Origin of the sequence: Streptomyces sp. DvalAA-14, from assembly GCF_900091855.1 — a bacterium.
Classification (GTDB): domain Bacteria; phylum Actinomycetota; class Actinomycetes; order Streptomycetales; family Streptomycetaceae; genus Actinacidiphila.
The window spans coordinates 91969-108417 of record NZ_FMCH01000413.1 but is presented as its reverse complement, the minus strand read 5'-3'; the positions used below and the strand labels follow the sequence as shown (position 1 = coordinate 108417).

The window sequence follows — 16449 nt, the reverse complement described above, 5'->3', positions numbered from 1 at the left end:
GATCAGTGCGGCAGGGCGATGTCAGCGGACAGCAATGCGCTCTGCAGGACGAGCACCCCAGTACCCGTCCACAACCAGCGGTCGTACGGGGTCCAGTCGTCTGCCCTACACGCCGGGACTTCGCCGGGCAGCGGCAGCCTGCCGATGGCCGCACCGGCAGCCAGGAAAGCGCACCCTGCGACCGCTCCGGCCACGGCGCCCGCCATCTGCGCCAGGCCGGGAGAGGCGAAGGTCAAGGTCGCCCAGACCAGGGCGGTGGGAACCAGGGCGGCGAGCGTCCCTACGAGAAGACCGAGTTCGGGGCTCGCGCGGACCGTGCGAATCACACGGTGTTCCTCGTCTCGCACCGGACGCTGTTCGTACGGAGCGCACGTCAGACAGCGGGAATCAACGCCGCACAGCAGACACAGCACCAGAACATCGCCGCAGTCCTCGCACACATCGCCCACGTCCTGCGACACCCTCACCCGGCGACGCACCCAGGAGACTGCCGTTCCAGGCTTCATCGCAGCCCCGCAGAATCGACAGACCATGGGTCGATCAGGTCGAAGGTGTGCATGCCCTGGTGCTCGGTGAACTCACAGCACGCCTCGCCCGTCCGCGCGTCGGCGGCGTTGCAATCCCCGAGAATCATCACATCGGCAGGTCGATGCCCGCGTACCCAACTGGTCCACAGCGAGCCCGTATCGGCGCCGTCTAGCTCCCGCACGAAAGCGAAGTGATCGCCGGTGGTGTGGGCTTCGAGGGAGCACCGTAACTCGCGCTCCACGTCTCCGGATTCGGTATCCGCGCTGTCCTCGTATGACAAGGCCGCTGCGGCGAGTTCGGCCGGCAAGCCCACCCGCTCACCGCAGATCCGGCCTTGACGGTCGGCGAGAACGGCGGGCAGCGAAGTAGGCATCGTCATGCTGGTCTTTCCATGGATGAGGATTCGGTTCGGCCAGGCCTCGTGCACTCGTTGCCACGTGATGCGGTGACTGTCCGATGGGCCGTGCACATGCCGGATGATCGTGTTCATACGCCCGCCACCGCTCGCCGGGCGAAGGCCCTGATGCGAGCCGACTGTGCCGGCCGCTGAGGCGTCGGCTGTGAGTACGACCGTTCGCCTTCGGTGGGTTCTGGCGCCGACTCATCCGTGGCATCCCGGGTGATGAACATCGCCCAGACCGCCTTGCCGACAACGCCATTCGGGTATGCGTAGCCCCACTCCGCGCTCAGTTCGTCAATGAGACGCAGGCCGCGACCGCTTTCCGCGTTCTCGGACGGCTCCCGGAGGACAGGAGGTCGTCGATCCTGGTCGTAAACGAAAATGAGCAGGTGGTCGGGCATGCGCTGCAAGGTGAGCGTGCAACTGCTCGTGCGGGGAAGGCATTCCGAAGGCGCGGTCGTGGATGATGTGCCGGCATGCCGGATGGCGTTGGTGACCAGTTCGGAGACGACGAGCAGCGCGTCATCGGCGATGACGCTGGGAACCGTCCACTCTCGGAAGACATCTCGCGCGTGGAGACGGGCCCAGCGCACGGCAGATGGGCCCGAGGTCAGATCCAATCTGCTGTGCAACGGGTAAGGTCCGACGGCCATGGTCACATCTCCTGTACTTGAGATCCGTCGGCTACGTTCCGGAATCATCGGACGTGCTTTCAACGGTGAGTGACCAGAATGACGCGCTCCGTGAGGTGCTTGGAATGTCGTCCTGCTGCGGTGACCCTGAAGTTTCACCGCAGTTCGGGACTGACCGGACCCCTATGGACCTGGCGGTCGCGGCGACCGGTGCCATGCTGATCGCATGGCCGAACTCAACGGACGTCCCGTGACTCCGGACGAACTCCAGACCCTGGCTCTCACCAACTACGGCTCTTTCACCAGCCTGCGCGTGGACGAAGGCCGTGTGCGGGGTCTATCGCTGCATATGGAGAGGCTCGTTCGGGACAGCCGTGTGCTCTTCGGCGTCGATCTCGACCCGGAGTACATTCGGGGGCTCATCCGCCGGGTCGCGCCGACGTCCGGGTCGACCACGATCCGCGTCACCGTCTTTGATCCGGCGACCGACCTCGGCCACCCCGACCGGGCCGATGACCCGCAGGTCCTCGTCACTCAGCGGCCGGCCGGGGCTCTGCCCCTGCCTCCGTTGGCCGTCCGATCCACCGTGTACCGGCGGGACTTGCCCGAGGTGAAGAGCGTGGCCCTCTTCGGCTCGCTCCGCCACCGCAGAGCGGCGCAGCTCAAGGGTTACGACGACGCCCTCTTCGTGGACGGCCAGGGCGTCATCAGTGAGGGCGGCACCTGGAACATCGGCTTCTTCGACGGTGACCAGGTGATCTGGCCCGACGCCGAGGCGTTGCCCGGGGTCACCATGCTTCTGCTCCAAGACATCCATGAACACCGCGTCGGCAGGGTCACGCTCGCCGACCTGGACGCGATGCAAGCCGCTTTCGCCACCAACGCCGCCATCGGGGTCCGTGCCATCGCGCGCATCGACGGCACCCCATTCGCCGTGGAGCATCAAGTCCTCGATGTCCTGCGCAAGGAGTACACGGCTGTAGCGGGCGAGCCGATCTGAACTGGAAGCCCGCCACGCCACTCGTGGCCAGGGTTGAATGTGACAAGGGCCGGAGGGGACACGTGGCTACCGTAGAGCGCTGGACAGGCAGGGAAGCCAAGGCATTACGCACCGCCAAACGTATGAGCCTGGAAGCGTTTGCCGGTCATCTCGGCATCAGCGAACGCACCCTGTCCACCTGGGAGAGCCGCGGTGAGGACATCACCATCCGCGCGGTCAACCAAGCAGCCCTGGACACCTCCCTGCGTGCATCCGGCCCCGACGTCCACGACCGGTTCGTCCGGCTGACCGACGCCTTTGAGACGGTTCTCCGCGGTCCGGACCGCGCAGCCCCGTACGAGCCTCCTGCCCAACGGCACGCCCGCCACCCGCACGACGGCAAGCAGATGGCACTCGTTGACGCCGGCGTCTTTCTCGGCGGCCCGCACAACAAGCCCACCTGGGTTCCCGCCTTCTACATCGACATCTTCCCGGTCACGAACTCCGACTACGTCCGCTTCGTCGCCGCCACGGGTCACCAGCCCCCCGAGCACTGGCCGAAGAGCAAATGTCCTGACGCTCTCTTCGACCACCCCGTCACTTTCGTCACCTGGCACGACGCAGCGTCGTACGCCTCCTGGGCGGGCAAGGAACTCCCCACCGCCCAGCAGTGGGAGAAGGCGGCTCGCGGAGTCCGAGGAGACGTCTATCCCTGGGGCAACCAGCCCACCCCGGCCAAGTGCAACTCCCGCGAGAGCGGCATCGGCTCCACCAGCCCGGTCGGCCGCTACCACAGCGGTGTCAGCCCCTACGGCGTCTACGACCTGTGCGGCAACACCTGGGAATGGACCAGCACCCGCTCCACCCCAGGCCGCTACGAACTGAAGGCCGGCGCCTTCACCAGCCCCTTCGCCCGCGCTACACCCTCGTCGTTCAACGACGCGGCCTCGACAATGCTCGACGACGACACGGGCTTCCGCTGCTGTACACCAGAGACCTCAATGCCAGAACTCCCCAAGCTCAGCCGGGTCGTTGACACTGGTCAATGACGGTACTCCTGGAGATCACGTCGTCGTCCGATCGGTTGGCGGCCCGTTCAGACCCGAGGTTGAGTGGGCCGTTTGCGTGAGCGATGCGTGAGCGGACGTGCTGGCATCCCGCGTCTCCGGCCGGACCCGGTGGCAACCCGCTGCCTTCTGACCTGCGGGTTCCGGACGGCCGCCTACCGCTCACCACCCCCCGGCACGCCCTGGCCAGGACTTTTAATCCATTGGTTGTGGGTTCGAGTCCCACACGGCCTACGGGGTCGATCCCTCTCCGGGGTCACTGGCCTGCGGGTTCCGGTGCCCCGGTCGCTTTCGAGCGGCCGGGGCACAGCCGTGCGAGGGCTCTGCCTGAGCGGATACGCGAAGACCCGGCCGATACGCCCGCGCCGGCTGCGGCGTTAGGAAGCCAGCGCCCCCGTACGAACGGCGAACTCGCGTAGCCCCTGGACGCGCGTTGGTCCGTACAGCAGGTCCGACGTCAAGGCCCGTAGGGCCGGACGGCGCACCTCCTGTGGCGCCTCATGCTCTACGCGGCGCAGCGCCACGAATGTCTGCGGTGCGTCACCGACGGCGTGCCACATTCGGGCGGTGTCCGTCCAGGCCCGAGCGCGGCGTTCCGCTGTCGGCATATGGTGGATTTGCAGGCTGGCGGATACCGTGACGCCCTCGTCCGGAGTGCCGAGCGCGTTGAAGACGCCGATGCGGTAGATGTCCACCTGAGCCCGGCTGGTGTCGACGGTGAAGAGGCCTGGCACTTCAGGCAGACGCTCGGCGCAGACGTCGGCTTCGTCCAGGAGCCTCAGGGCCGTGGTGCGGTCCCCGCCGGTGGCGGCCGAGTACGCGGCGGTTAGGAGCAGTGTGGTTCGTACTGCGCCGGTGCGGTCCTGCTCGGCGTCCAACTCGGCCGCCTCCTCTGTGAGGAGTTGGACTGCGGAGGAGCAACGGCCCGAGCGCCGCATCGTGATCGCCAGGACTCGAGTCGCCTCCCCGATCGGTACTGGCATGCCGCTCGCCCGGGCGGCGGCAAGCGCCCGGTCGGCGGCGACCCATGCGGCGTCGGAGTGGAACTTCGATCCGAGTTCGGCAGCCAGGACGTAGCCCCGAGCCAAGATTGCGCTTGCCTGCTCCCTGGCCCGCCCGGCTGCGGCGTCCCGCGTCGCCTCCGCGGCGGCGAGTAACCCCGGCAGGGCGCGACTGAGGTCGGTGTAGTGAGCGGCGCGGAAGCTTTGCCGGGCGGCTGCCGCCTGCTCGGCGAGGCGGGTCAGTGGCTGAGGCTCGGCGGTCGGCAGGCGGAAAAGGGTTTCCTCCAGTACAGCAGCCGGGTCTTCCGGCGTTGAGGCCCGCGCCTGCTCTGTGCCCACGACGGTCGCCGCACTGGCTGCGAGTGCCCCGGTCAGCAGTTCTCTACGACGCACCGCATCCTCCTCTTCGGACGGCGAACTGATCGTCACCGTAGCGACCGCCGGCACGTTCGGCACAGCCCGACCGCTCAGCCGCTCGGGTGATATGCCGAGTACGGTCGCGATGCGCAGTACCGCGGCGTGCCCCGGCTGCAGCTTGTTCGACTCAATCCGCCCGCCCCCGTGAAGATCACCGCGTCGGCGCGCTGGGGCCCGCAGTTCGGCCCAAACGGCTGCCAGGGTGTTGACCATCTGCGGCCAGCCGATCGCCTCGCCGGAGTTCGCACTGATCGGATAGGTCCAGCCCGAGTCCGAGGCAGGCAGCACGGGCAGTACGACGAGAGCGGTGACCACAGCCGTGACGGCGGTCGCCGTCAGCAGGCGGAGCCACCGGGCGGGCGGCAGCTCAAGGAGAACGGCGATCAGCACGCCGGCGGCGAACCAGGGGTTGGTGATCGTGCGGCGCGCGCGGCTGCGGTTTCGGGTGCCCCCGCCGCTTGCACGCGGCGGGGGCACCGGCCGGCCTTCTGGGGTGGCGGGTTCGCGCTGACTACTACTCTCGCCAGGTGAGCTTCAACCTCATCGCGAGGAAGGTCCGGGACACGGGGCTGCCCCACGGTCTTCGCGTGTCGCAGCTGCGATCCTGCGTGCAGTTGTACCGTCCGATCGGCTTCCACGCGACGCTGAGCTTTCTCAAGGCCAAGGCGGGCCACTACAGCGTGGACGAGGATGCCTTGCTGCGCGCGCTCGAGGTGCTGGAAGCCAGTCGGGCCGCGTGGCATACAGAGCTGCGGGTGTTTGACGAGGTCCGGAGACGCGCGAAGCATCAGGGGGCCCGCCAGCCACGCCAGGCGGAGCGGAATCCGTATCGGGAGATGTGGTGGTCCGGAGCACCTCGGGAGGGGGCGCTGCACGCCCTGTCCTTCCTGCTGGAGAGGCGACGGATCCCGGTGGCCACCGGTGACGCAGTTGCCGCGGACCTGGAACGCTGCGTTGTCGCCTGTCTTGCATCAGGCGGGGCATTGGGGTCCGAGCAGCACCTCCTGCTGGCGGATTGCGTCCGTAGTCTCCGGGCGCGACAGATCCCTGCTGGCTGGGAGAACGACAGGGCAGGCTACTTCCGGACTCGCGATCTGCTTCGGGCAGCCCGGCACGTCGAGATCGCGGCGGCAGGATGCGTGAGCGATGCGTGAGCGCACGTGCTGCGTTGTCTGGCCTGCGCACGGCCGCCCACCGCTCACCATCGTCTGGCACCCGTCCTGACCGGGACCTTTAATTCGAGTCCCGCACCGGCCGCTGGCCGCTGCTGGGCCGTGAATTCGGGGGCACCGCCGTGTGCCGGGGGGCCGGGGGGCCAGGTGGGCGGAGGCGGCGGCGTCTTGTCACCGCCCCGGAGGGGACCAACCCCCAGTAGGCCCGGGCGGAGGGAGTCCGGACCGCCTGGCCGGAGGTGGGGGCGGGCCCCGGTGGCGGGCGGATGGGCCGTCCGGCGCCGGGGCCCGGTGCGAGCCGCGGGTTCAGCCGGCGTAGGTCGCGAACAGCTTGGAGAACTGGTACGGGGTCTGCGGGATGTTCGTGCAGTCGTTCAGGCTGCCGTTGCAGGCGTTGCCGTCGCGGGTGACGTCCCAGAAGCCCAGCTCGCCCAGGTGGTTCTGCTGGGCGAAGCTGAGGACCTGCTGCGCGTCGGCGATGGTGAACACCTCGCTGGTGGTGTCGTTCTGGCCGAGCATCGGGGTGAGGCCGAGCATCGCCCAGGTCTGGGCGGTGGTGAGGTTCGGCCACACCGTGGCGATCTGGGCGCGGGTCGAGGTCGCGGCCTGGATGGCGTAGGCGCCCATCTTCCCGGACGGGTTGGGGGCGGTGCTGTCGCCGTAGTCCATGGCCATCAGGTTGACCGTGTCCACGTTCAGGCCGTGCGACTTGGCGGAGTTGAGGATGTAAAGACCGTCCGCGGTCAGGCCGCTGGGCAGTACCGGGAGGGTGAGCGTGACCTTGAGGTCGCGGCCCTTGGCGCGCTGTGCGGCCTGGACGGCGGCGACGGCCGTCGAACGCCGGTCGATCGAGGCGTGGTCGGCCGCCGCGGCGCCCTCGATGTCGAAGTCGACGCGGTCCAGGGCGTAGGCGTCCACGACCTTCTGGTACTGCGCCTGGAGCGCGGTGGTGTTGGTGCAGGCGAGAGCGAGTTCGGTGCCCGCCTCACCGCCGAAGGACGGCCGGACGTCGCCACCCATCGCCCGCAGCGAGTCGAAGTCCGCCCGGTCCCAAGCCGTGCCCGGGTCGAAGGAGTTGAACCAGCTCGCGGCGCAGCCGGTCGACCCGGCGGTGATGAAGCCGAGCGAGAACTGCCGCAGGCCGGTGGTCATGGCGATCTGGGTGAGGTTCGGTGTCGGGTAGGCACCGAGGTCGATGAAGGGGGCTGCCACGCCGGGTGTGGTGCCCGTGCCCGCCGTCGCGGTGAGCGTCGCGGAGTGCGCCGACTGGTTGTTGGAGTCATCGAGCGCGGTCACCGAGAAGCTGTGGCTGCTGCCGGGGAGCAGGCCGGTCACGGTGGCGGTGGTGCCGGTGCCGGAGGTCGTGGCGATGACGCTGCTGCCCTCGTAGACCTGGTAACCGACCACGCCGACGTTGTCGGTCGAGGCGTTCCAGCCCAGCGTGACGCTGCCGGGGCCGGTGGCCCGGACGGCGAGGCCGGAGGGGGCCGAGGGCGCGACGGTGTCGGCGGGGACGCCGGCACAGGGGCCGTTGTTGATCAGACAGCCGGCCGGCTGGACGACCGAGCCGCTGTAGCTGAAGTCGAGGCCGACGACGGGCGCGGAGTCACCGGGCGCGAGGGGTGTCTCCCAGCTGGGGGAGGTGATGGTGTACTGCGTTCCGCTGTGGGTGACCGTGCCGTTCCACGAGCTGGTGACGGCCTCGCCGGCCGGCAGGGTGAAGGCGATGGTCCACGAACTCACCGTATGGATCGACTTGTTGGTGACGGTGTAGCCGCCCTCGAAGCCGGTGCCCCAGGTGGAGGTGATACCGAACGAGGCGATCAGACCGGTGTTGTCGGCCGCGTGAGAGGCCGGGGCGGCGATGGTGACCATGCCGCCGACCACCAGGGCGGCGGTCATTGCGGCGCGCAGTGACGCACGACTCATGCGGGTGCTCCTCTGTGGGGAGAGGCCGCGCACGGCGCTGGGCCGGTACGCGGATTGCGGAGTGCGGGATGCGGAATGTTGTGCTGTGTACGGCCGTCGCACGGTGCGGAGCTGCGGGTGGGGGGAGCGGCGCGACGCGATCAGTGCGGAGAAGTGCGGGGGAGTGCGGATACGTACGGAGAAGCGCGCGGGGTTCGGGGAACCGAGGGCCGGGCGCGTCGTGAACTCAATCGGAAACTTTCCTTACCGCTTGCCTGCGTAGGGAAGCGTGGCTGGCCGCGCCGGGCGGCGTCAAGAGATCCGGGAAAGAATCGTCTAGACCAATTCCGGGCCCCGGGGGCGCGGTCGATACGGCGGCCCCGGTCCGCCACCGGAGGGCTGGATGAGGACGAGCAGATGTTCGCCGAGAGCCGGCACCGGGCTGTCGCCGAGACGCTGAATCTCCGGCCGGCCCCCTGACCAGGGCCTTCCGTCATGCGGACGTGTCCGACCACCCCGGGGCCGTACTGGTCGACTTCCCGTCAGACAGCGCGGCGGCCAGCTCGATGCCGCGGTAGGCGGCCCGGGTCGCCCTGGATCCTCGGGCCGGAGGCATGGCGGGTGAGGCGCTGGGGCCCGGTTCTGTCGCCGGCGTCCCCGACCGTCGCCGGGGTAAGCGGGCGGTATGAAACGGTGGGCGAAGAACGTGGGTCTGATGGCGGTGGTGTACGCGGTGGCGGTGTTGTCCGCGCATTGGCCGCGACACAGCCATCACGGGGCGTCGTGGCCCGCGTCGTTCGTGATCGGCGCGGTGGTCCTTCCGGTGGTGCTGGCCTTCCAGTGGTGGCGAGAGCGGCCCCCGCGGGTGTGAATCGGGATCAGGGCAGACTCATCCGGAGCCGCGGCGGGATCGGGCAGGGGCAAGTGCCGCCGATGCGTGCGCCGCACGCCGCGTGCCGGTCAGCCGGTCAGTCAGCCGGTCAGTCAGTCTGTCGGTCAGTCGGTCACAGGAAGTCCGCGGGGTCGACGTCCGCGAAGTCCATGGTGCCGACGCGGATGGTCGGTCGTCTTCACAGCCGACCGGGTCACCATGGAGGATGATCGCCATGAACTGCTGGCGGCGAACACCGACCGGGGGGACGACTGCCGCGGTGTGACAACGCCGGTTCCGTCAGCCCTTGAGCAGGCAGAACGGATGGCCGGCCGGGTCCGCGAAGACCCGCCAGCCGCCGGGATCGATGTGGAGCAGCGTGGCGCCGAGGGCGAGGACCTCGGTCTGGGCACGGTCGAGGTCAGGGACGTCGAGGTCCAGGTGGAACTGCTGCGGGTGGGCGCTGTCCGGCCACTGCGGGGCGCGGTAGTCCCGTACACGCTGGAAGGCGAGGACGAGGCCGCTGGCGGTGTGCAGGGTCGAGAAGTCCTGGTCGACCGACCACCGCGGATCGGGCTGGTTGACGGCCCCGCCGAGGAGCGAGTGGTAGAAGTGCGCGAGTTCGATGACGTCCGGGCAGTCCAGGACCACGCATTGCAGCTTCCCGATCACCGAGAGTCCTTCCGCGGAGGGGGCGGCCGGTTCCGGCGAGCCGCTCGGCAACCTTAGCCACGGCTTCGCGGTCCCGGCGGTCCGCTCGCGGCCAGCTGCCCGGCAGCCGGAGTAGCGTGGTAAGGGAGGGGCGCGGGGGACAGAAGTGACTCGCGCCCGAGCACTTCGGAGGTGGAGGGACACCAGGTGGATGCGGAGCGAGTCGGCCGTCTGGTCTCGGAACTGCAGGGCCGCCGGGTCATGGCGCACGTGGAGCGGACCGGCGTGTACGAATGCGGGATCCGTGTGGTCCTCGACAAGGATGTGGAGGCCGTCTGGGATCTTGCCGGGGCCGGTCTCGACGCGGAGATCGTCAGCGACGGCGTCCTGATCGGCTTTGTGCCGCACGTCGAGGGGTCGGAGGACTTCACCGACGCGCAAATCGTGGAGTGCATCGCGACCACCCGCTACTCGCTGGAGGGGCTGCATCCGTCGACCGACGGTGGCGGCGGCGACGGATCCGACGGGGGCGTCGCCCGCGCCCAGCCGGTTTCGCCGCCCCCGGGCGCCCGGCACGGTCACTGGACGGACCGTTTTCGGCCCGCCAGGGGTCGGCACGAATAAAAGCGGTTGAAGGCGCAAGGACGGGACTGAGGCGAGAGGAGCGGTCGCGCCCGTCGGATCGGCGGCGCCGTGCGGTGCGGCGGACGGCCGCAGAGGGGGCCCGTGCAACATCCCCGCCACCCGGCACGATACGAATCATGGGTATCGGCTTCAAGACCTCATGGCTCGCCGTTCAGGGCGCTACGCCCCCAGAGGTCGCCGACGCCCTCGGTCTCCGGGAGCGGCGGACGATGGACTGGGCCGGTGGCACGAAGGCGGCGTACCGCCAGGGCGTGTTCGTGGCGAGGCCCGTGGCGGACTGGACCGTCGCGCACGGGCGGATCCACCTGCCCCCCGGGATCGAAGCCGGTGATCCGGGGTTCACCGCCTGGCTCGGTGCGCTGAGTACGGCACTCGGTGATCTGCAATTCTTCGCCACCGATCGCATCGGCGAATATCACGCCTGGGCCAAAGTCGAGTCCGGCGAACTGACCCGCGCCTACTGCTTCAACGGCACGCGCGGGGATGTCCCGCTCCACCTGGGCGAACTCACCGACATCGAGAGGGAACTCGGGGTCGGACTGCGCTGGCTCGAAGAAGGATGGCAGGAATGGCAGGAGCCCGAATGGGACGCCTGGCACGCCGTCATGCCCGATGAGGCGGACGTCATGCGCATCGCCGAGCGCTGGAGCTTCTGCCCGCTCGACGTCCGGGACGAATCCGTTGACTCCGCCGGGATTTACGGTCTCCCGCCGGGCGCCGACTGGCGAGAACCGCCGCCCGCTGCCTGAGCCGGCGGGGCTGGGCGGTGACCCGGTGAGAAACCGGGCCGGCGGTTGCCGGAAACGACCCCGAGGCGGCCTCGGACGCGCGGACCCGCGCCCGTGCGCGTACGGCCCGGGCTGGGCGGCCCAGCCCTGTCGTGTACCGCCGTCCAGCGCCCGGACGGCGCCCCGCCGCATACGCTCCGAGCTGGGCTTTCCTGCGGAACCGTCCTACGGTTTCCCCCAGTTGGGAAGGGGACCCCATGGATCGGAACATCCGCACAATCGACGACGTGCTGAAGCTTCTGGACGGGCTGTTCGCGCCCGAGGCGGACCGCTGGACGGTGGACGCGGGGAACTGGTGGGACGGGTTCTACGCGGATCGGGACAGGGCGGTGCCGTTCTTCGTGGCGAAGCCGGACGAGAGTCTGGTCTCGTACCTCGATCGCGGGCTCATCGCGCCGGGGCGGGCGCTCGACCTGGGGTGCGGGCCGGGGCGGAACGCGCTCGAACTGGCGTCACGGGGCTGGACGGTGGACGCTGTCGACCTCTCCCCGGCGGCCATCGCCTGGGCCGAGGAGCGGGCCCGCGAGGCCGGCGCCGACATCACGTTCCACCGCGGCGACGCGTTCGACAGCGCGGCAGTCGAGTTGAGCGGACCGTACGACCTGATCTACGACTCCGGCTGTTTCCACCACCTGCCACCGCACCGCCGGATCAGCTACCTCGCCCTTGTCGATCGGCTCCTCGCCGTCGGTGGCCATCTCGCGCTCAACTGCTTCGCGGCCGGGGAAATGGGCTCCGAACTCTCGGATGCCGACTACTACCGCCAGTCCGCGCTGCACGGCGGACTGGCCTACACCGCCGAGTCGTTGCGGTGGATCTTCGCCGCGCTCACGGAAGTCGAGCTGCGCCGGATGCACGACGAACCGCCCGAGTCCCCGTACTTCGGGGAGCCGTTCCTGTGGTCGGCCCTGTTCGCGCGCGACGTCCGAACCCCCTCGCGAGAGGAGCCCGAAAAGTAGGAGCAGCCCGAGGTGCCCGGGAAGCCCGCGCAGCACAGGGAACACAGGGCGCTGTAGCCGCCAACCGTCCAGCTCAGCGGCCCGGTTGACCCAGATGCCCCAGCACCGTTCGGACCGCCCGCCGCCCGCCGCCCGCCCCGCCCGCCCCGCCCGCCGCGCGCAGGGTCCGGTCCAGGAACAGACGCGACAGGCCGGTGGCCATGCGGGCCTCCTCATCGGGGAGGTCATGTTCGCGGGGCCCGCGGCAGCCGAACCAAGGCAGACGCGCCCCACCGTTCAACGCCACGGCCGGGGGCGGCGGGCCGCATCTCCGGCGGGCCGGGCCGGCCGGGCCGAGGGCGGCCGGGGGGCGGCCTGGGGGCGATATGGCCGGAGGCGGGCCCGCCTCCCGGGAGCAGGCCCGCCCTCCCGGAGCGGGCCCGACTCCCCGGAGCGGCGTCAGGCGGTACGAGCGGCCTTGGCTCGGGTGGGAGCGGTGACCGCTGCGGCAGGGACCTTGGCGGTCACCTGCGTACGGGTCCACATGGCGACGATGGCGGACGCGAGGCTGAGCACCGTGGCCTGCTGCTCGGGCGACCAGTGCAGTCCGAAGCCGACCGCCAGCGACAGGCCCGCCTGGACGAGGCCGATGACGGCCGCGCCTATGCCGTCGTGGACGCTGACCGCGACGATCACGCCGGTGAGCGCGGCGGCGACCGCGTTGATGACGGCCTGCTGGTCATTGGTCAGGTTCAGACCGAACGCCGTGCTGAGCTTGACGATGATCGCGACAAGGGCGACCCACAGGGCGGGCTCTCTGCCGAAGATCTTCATGTGATTCCGTTTCTGTCGAGGGGACTTCAGGCAGAGTGCCCCGAGGAGCGCTTCCTAGGCCAGGACTTGGCAGGCTGTGGCCGTACCGAGGCCGATCCGACAGGTTCGGCCCAGGATCGCCGACGCCCCAGTGCCCCGACGCCGTGCGCCGGGCCACTGGGGCGTGGCGGCGTGAAGACCCCAGCGCCCGCGAAGACGCCTAGACCGCGCCCGCCGACAGTTCGGTGATCCGCTGCGCGCCCGCCGCCGTGTCGGGGGCCGCGCTGGTCATGTCGAGCCGTACGGCGGCGGTGTGGACGCCGGAGAAGGTGATGACCGTCGGGGTCCCGGTCGTGGTCGCCCAGGTGATGACGGGCCGGCGGACCGGGATCCAGCGGTCGCCGTCCAGGTAGGACACCGTGATGGTGGCCGGCAGCGAGTGGGTGGCGTCGATGGTGAAGGTGACCGAGAGGGTGGTGATGGTCTGGGCGGTGGCCCAGGTGACCGAGACCCAGTCGGCGGGGCGCGCGCCGCTGAAGGCCGGCAGCAGGGCGGTGGCGCTCTTCTTGAAGGCGTTGGACCAGCCGGTGGCGGGGTTGCCGTCGAGCATGGCGGCCGGCACCGAGGTGGTGGCGCCGGAGTAACTGGCGTCGGCCAGCGGGTAGACGGGCGCGCCGGGGCCCGGGTCGGGCGCGAAGCGGGCCGGAGGCGTGCTGGCCACCGCGCCGGACGCGCGGGTGGTACGGACCGAGGTCGAGCCCGGGTGCAGGCCGGGTGCGGTGGCCGACACGGTGAGGTGGCCGGCGTCGGTGCCGGACCGGACGATGGCCAGTGCCTTGCCGTGGAAGGCGGTTCGGGTGGTGGCCTGGTAGCGCTCGGCGCTCTCCTGCTGGCCGTTGTCGAGTCCGGCGAGGGAGCCGCCGGCGGCCTTGAAGGTGATCAGGTGATCGGCGCCGGGGACCACGACGCCGCGTGCGTCGATCACCTCGGCGGTCACGTAGACGAGCGAAGTGCCGTCGGCCACCAGGGAATTGCGGTCCGGTGTCAGGCGGACGGTGTGCGGGTCGCCGGCCGTGCGCAGGATGTCGGTGGCGACGGTCCGCCCGTGCCGCCGCGCCACCGCCTTCAACTCACCTGCGGCGAAGGGGACGTTCCAGGTCAGGTGCAGCTTGCCCGCGCTGCCGTTCGGGCTGGTGTAACTGCCGGGGAACGGACCGTCGGTGACCGTCTTGTCGTCGAAGGTGGCCTCGGTGGTCTCCAGATAGGTACGCCCGTCGAGGGTCTTCTTGACGTCGAAGTTCCGCACGCCCAGCGAGCGGCCGTTGAGGAACAGCTCCACGGTCTCCACGTTGGAGTAGGCCCACACCTCCACGACGTCGCCCGGCTTGTGGTCGGTCCAGTCCATGGGCAGCAGGTGGACCATCGGCTCGCTCGTCCACTGGCTGCGGAAGAGGTGGTACATGTCCTTGGGGAAGCCGGCCGTGTCGACCGCGCCGAAGAAGGACGCCTTCACCGGGAACACGCCGTACGGGGTCGGCTCGCCGATGTAGTCGGTGCCGGACCACAGGAACTCCCCGGCGAAGAAGGCACGGTCGCGGTCCTTCTTCAGGCCGTACTCGCCGCTCATCGTCCAGGACGCGAGGTTGTTGTCGTAGCTGGAGGCCGCCCGCTTGCCCGGGGTGTAGTTCTCACCGGTGTTGAGGTGATCGGGCTCCTGGTAGGTGCCGCGGCTGGAGGTCTCGGACGAGGACTCGGACTCGAAGAGGAACAGGTGCGGGTAGCGGGCGTGCAGCGCGTCCACCGAGGCCGCGGTGTTGTAGTTCAGTCCCAGGCCGTCGAGTTTGGCCAGCATCAGGTCGGCGGCGGAGCCGACCGCGGGCAGGCCGCGGTACTTGTCGGAGCCGATGACGATGGGCCGGCTGGTGTCGAGCGCGCGGATCGCGGTGATCAGGCCGTCCGCCATGGCCAGCCCCGCCGTACTGGTCGAGTCGGGGATCTCGTTGCCGATCGACCACATCATCACCGCAGGCGAGTTGCGGGCCGCGCCGACCATCTCGGCGATGTCGGAGGCGCTGTTGGCGTCGAAGAAGCGGCCGTAGTCGTAGGTGTTCTTGCCGTTGTGCCAGCAGTCGAACGCCTCGACCATCATGACGATGCCGAGGTCCTCGCAGACCCGGATCATCTGCGGCGACGGCGGGTTGTGCGAGGTCCGGAAGGCGTTGACGCCCATGGACTTCATGATGGTCATCTGGCGCAGCACCGCGTCGGCGTTGATCGCCGAGCCGAGGGCGCCCTGGTCGTGGTGCAGGTCCACGCCCTGGATCTTGGCGTGCTCGCCGTTGACGAACAGCCCCTGGTCGGGGTCGAGGGTGATGTAGCGCATGCCGAAGTCGGTGCTGTACGTGTCCACCGTCCGGCCGTGCACCTGGACTTCGGTGTCCAGGCGGTAGCGGTTCTCCGGGGTGTCGAACGACCACAGGGCCGGCCGGTCGACCCGCATTTCGACGGTGACCTCCTGAGCGGTGGCGCCGGCCGGCAGGTCGAGTTGCGAACGGGCCTGCGCCACCTGGCGGTTGTCGTGATCGCGGACCGTGTTGAGCACGGTCACCGAGGTCGCGGCCGCCGACTCGTTGACCAGCCCGATCTGGGCGCGGACGGTCGCGTAACCGTGGTCGTCCCGCCCGCCGCCGCGGGCGTTGCCCGCGTTGCCGGCCTTGCCTCCGTCACCCGCCTGCACCGTGTCGGCGAGGCCGGGCGTGGTCACGTAGGTTCCCCAGCGCGCCACGTGCACCGGGTCGGTGATGACCAGGCGAGCGTTGCGGTAGATGCCGCTGCCCGAGTACCAGCGGCTGCTGGGCAGTTGGTTGCGGACCTCGACGGCGATGACGTTGGGCGTACGGCCGTCGGTGTGCAGCAGATCGGTCAGGTCGAAGGCGAACCCGGTGTAGCCGTAGGGGTGGTTACCGACCAGCGTGCCGTTGCAGTAGATGTACGAGTCCATGTAGACGCCGTCGAACTCGACCGAGACGCGGCGGCCGGCCACGGTCGGCGGCAGCGTGAAGGCCTTGCGATACCAGCCCAGGCCACCGGGCAGGTAGCCGGTCCCGCCGGAGGTGCCGTTGTCGGTGCCCGGGGTCTGCTCGATGCTCCAGTCGTGCGGGACCCGGACGGCCCGCCAGCGGGAGTCGTCGAAGTCGGGGTCGGCGGCGTTGGCGTAGGCGCCGGTCGGGTCGGTGATGCCCGCCGGGTTGACGAGCACGAAGCGCCACCCGTCGGCCAGGTCGACGGTTCTGGGGATGGGAGTTTTTGTTGGGGCGGACGAGGTAGGCGACGAGGACGACGGCGGCGCGGAGTGGGCGCTCGCGACTCCGGTGAGACCGGGGAGCGCGGGGGCGGCGGCAGCTCCGGCGGCTCCTGCGATCAAGATCGACCTGCGGTTGACCGGCATGTGGGATCCCTCCTCGTTGAGGCATGCACCAGCTGGCGCCCGGTGCAGGACGCCATAAGTGACCAGCAATGAACAGAATCAACCAATGGCACACGGATTCTTGCAGTGCCGCACCGGCGGGGGTCAAGGGTCGCGTCGTAGGTTTCGCACCCGCCAGCAGGGCGTTTCCAGCACCTAACCCACCGGGGACC

16 protein-coding genes are annotated in these 16449 nt (G+C 69.7%); 7 read left to right on the top strand and 9 right to left on the bottom strand.

Annotated features, from left to right (window positions below; translation table 11 throughout):
- Positions 1–2 precede the first annotated feature (2 nt).
- The 3 genes from GA0115240_RS22000 to GA0115240_RS21990 form a co-directional block, all read right to left on the bottom strand.
- Positions 3–326, bottom strand: coding sequence for a hypothetical protein (locus tag GA0115240_RS22000; protein ID WP_141708928.1), 324 nt, complete (start codon positions 324–326; stop codon positions 3–5).
- Between the two features lie 176 nt (positions 327–502).
- A complete protein-coding gene (locus GA0115240_RS21995; RefSeq protein ID WP_141708927.1) occupies positions 503–1018 on the bottom strand; it encodes a hypothetical protein in 516 nt (171 codons plus the stop codon).
- The gene (locus tag GA0115240_RS21990; RefSeq protein ID WP_161302365.1) at positions 1015–1581 is read right to left on the bottom strand and encodes an ATP-binding protein; all 567 of its coding nucleotides are present in this window, start codon (positions 1579–1581) and stop codon (positions 1015–1017) included. Before GA0115240_RS21990 ends, GA0115240_RS21995 begins: the two co-directional genes overlap by 4 nt.
- A 205-nt stretch (positions 1582–1786) precedes the next feature.
- Here GA0115240_RS21990 and GA0115240_RS21985 point away from each other — a divergent pair, with 205 nt between their 5' ends.
- Positions 1787–2560 (top strand): aminotransferase class IV family protein, encoded by a 774-nt coding sequence (locus GA0115240_RS21985; RefSeq protein WP_093738813.1) that lies wholly within the window; start codon positions 1787–1789, stop codon positions 2558–2560.
- Positions 2561–2682: 122 nt separating this feature from the next.
- Positions 2683–3588 (top strand): SUMF1/EgtB/PvdO family nonheme iron enzyme, encoded by a 906-nt coding sequence (locus GA0115240_RS21980; RefSeq protein WP_093738811.1) that lies wholly within the window; start codon positions 2683–2685, stop codon positions 3586–3588.
- Positions 3589–3983: 395 nt separating this feature from the next.
- On the opposite strand, the gene GA0115240_RS21975 is transcribed toward GA0115240_RS21980, so the two are convergent.
- Complete coding sequence (locus GA0115240_RS21975) at positions 3984–5501, bottom strand: XRE family transcriptional regulator (RefSeq protein ID WP_256069925.1); 1518 nt, start codon at positions 5499–5501, stop codon at positions 3984–3986.
- A gap of 50 nt (positions 5502–5551) precedes the next feature.
- On the opposite strand from GA0115240_RS21975, the gene GA0115240_RS21970 reads away from it, so the two are divergent.
- The gene (locus tag GA0115240_RS21970; protein ID WP_093738809.1) at positions 5552–6178 is read left to right on the top strand and encodes a hypothetical protein; all 627 of its coding nucleotides are present in this window, start codon (positions 5552–5554) and stop codon (positions 6176–6178) included.
- A gap of 324 nt (positions 6179–6502) precedes the next feature.
- Here GA0115240_RS21970 and GA0115240_RS21965 read toward each other — a convergent pair whose 3' ends face one another.
- Positions 6503–8125 carry a cellulose binding domain-containing protein gene (locus GA0115240_RS21965; protein ID WP_093738807.1) on the bottom strand — a complete coding sequence of 541 codons (1623 nt, stop codon included), beginning with the start codon at positions 8123–8125 and terminating at the stop codon, positions 6503–6505.
- A gap of 664 nt (positions 8126–8789) precedes the next feature.
- Between GA0115240_RS21965 and GA0115240_RS21960 the strand changes: the two genes are divergently transcribed.
- Entirely contained in the window at positions 8790–8975 is a 186-nt protein-coding gene (locus GA0115240_RS21960) for a hypothetical protein (protein ID WP_093738805.1), read from the top strand.
- Positions 8976–9275: 300 nt separating this feature from the next.
- Here GA0115240_RS21960 and GA0115240_RS21955 read toward each other — a convergent pair whose 3' ends face one another.
- Positions 9276–9647 (bottom strand): VOC family protein, encoded by a 372-nt coding sequence (locus GA0115240_RS21955; protein ID WP_093738803.1) that lies wholly within the window; start codon positions 9645–9647, stop codon positions 9276–9278.
- A gap of 171 nt (positions 9648–9818) precedes the next feature.
- Here GA0115240_RS21955 and GA0115240_RS21950 point away from each other — a divergent pair, with 171 nt between their 5' ends.
- The 3 genes from GA0115240_RS21950 to GA0115240_RS21940 all read left to right on the top strand — a co-directional run bounded on the left by GA0115240_RS21950 (position 9819) and on the right by GA0115240_RS21940 (position 12018).
- Entirely contained in the window at positions 9819–10250 is a 432-nt protein-coding gene (locus GA0115240_RS21950; RefSeq protein WP_256069924.1) for a hypothetical protein, read from the top strand.
- Positions 10251–10387: 137 nt separating this feature from the next.
- Positions 10388–11020 (top strand): hypothetical protein, encoded by a 633-nt coding sequence (locus tag GA0115240_RS21945; RefSeq protein WP_093738801.1) that lies wholly within the window; start codon positions 10388–10390, stop codon positions 11018–11020.
- A 236-nt stretch (positions 11021–11256) separates the two neighbouring features.
- Positions 11257–12018, top strand: coding sequence for a class I SAM-dependent methyltransferase (locus tag GA0115240_RS21940; RefSeq protein ID WP_093738799.1), 762 nt, complete (start codon positions 11257–11259; stop codon positions 12016–12018).
- 73 nt (positions 12019–12091) lie between these two features.
- On the opposite strand, the gene GA0115240_RS38475 is transcribed toward GA0115240_RS21940, so the two are convergent.
- From GA0115240_RS38475 to GA0115240_RS21930, 3 genes are all read right to left on the bottom strand, one after another.
- Positions 12092–12220 (bottom strand): hypothetical protein, encoded by a 129-nt coding sequence (locus GA0115240_RS38475; RefSeq protein WP_256069923.1) that lies wholly within the window; start codon positions 12218–12220, stop codon positions 12092–12094.
- A gap of 236 nt (positions 12221–12456) precedes the next feature.
- On the bottom strand, positions 12457–12831 hold the full coding sequence (locus GA0115240_RS21935) for a hypothetical protein (protein WP_093738797.1): 375 nt from the start codon (positions 12829–12831) through the stop codon (positions 12457–12459).
- Between the two features lie 199 nt (positions 12832–13030).
- Positions 13031–16258, bottom strand: coding sequence for a glycoside hydrolase family 2 TIM barrel-domain containing protein (locus tag GA0115240_RS21930; protein ID WP_093738795.1), 3228 nt, complete (start codon positions 16256–16258; stop codon positions 13031–13033).
- Positions 16259–16449 lie beyond the last annotated feature (191 nt).

What these genes read in the sequence shown, in the direction of transcription:
- GA0115240_RS21945 (WP_093738801.1), top strand. Translation starts at nt 10,388, where the DNA reads ATGGGTATCGGCTTCAAGACCTCATGGCTCGCCGTTCAGGGCGCTACG.
- GA0115240_RS21940 (WP_093738799.1), top strand. Translation starts at nt 11,257, where the DNA reads ATGGATCGGAACATCCGCACAATCGACGACGTGCTGAAGCTTCTGGAC.
- GA0115240_RS21960 (WP_093738805.1), top strand. Translation starts at nt 8,790, where the DNA reads ATGAAACGGTGGGCGAAGAACGTGGGTCTGATGGCGGTGGTGTACGCG.
- GA0115240_RS21930 (WP_093738795.1), bottom strand. Translation starts at nt 16,258, where the DNA reads ATGCCGGTCAACCGCAGGTCGATCTTGATCGCAGGAGCCGCCGGAGCT.
- GA0115240_RS21990 (WP_161302365.1), bottom strand. Translation starts at nt 1,581, where the DNA reads ATGGCCGTCGGACCTTACCCGTTGCACAGCAGATTGGATCTGACCTCG.
- GA0115240_RS21995 (WP_141708927.1), bottom strand. Translation starts at nt 1,018, where the DNA reads ATGAACACGATCATCCGGCATGTGCACGGCCCATCGGACAGTCACCGC.
- GA0115240_RS21935 (WP_093738797.1), bottom strand. Translation starts at nt 12,831, where the DNA reads ATGAAGATCTTCGGCAGAGAGCCCGCCCTGTGGGTCGCCCTTGTCGCG.
- GA0115240_RS38475 (WP_256069923.1), bottom strand. Translation starts at nt 12,220, where the DNA reads ATGGCCACCGGCCTGTCGCGTCTGTTCCTGGACCGGACCCTGCGCGCG.
- GA0115240_RS21980 (WP_093738811.1), top strand. Translation starts at nt 2,683, where the DNA reads ATGAGCCTGGAAGCGTTTGCCGGTCATCTCGGCATCAGCGAACGCACC.
- GA0115240_RS21965 (WP_093738807.1), bottom strand. Translation starts at nt 8,125, where the DNA reads ATGAGTCGTGCGTCACTGCGCGCCGCAATGACCGCCGCCCTGGTGGTC.
- GA0115240_RS21985 (WP_093738813.1), top strand. Translation starts at nt 1,787, where the DNA reads ATGGCCGAACTCAACGGACGTCCCGTGACTCCGGACGAACTCCAGACC.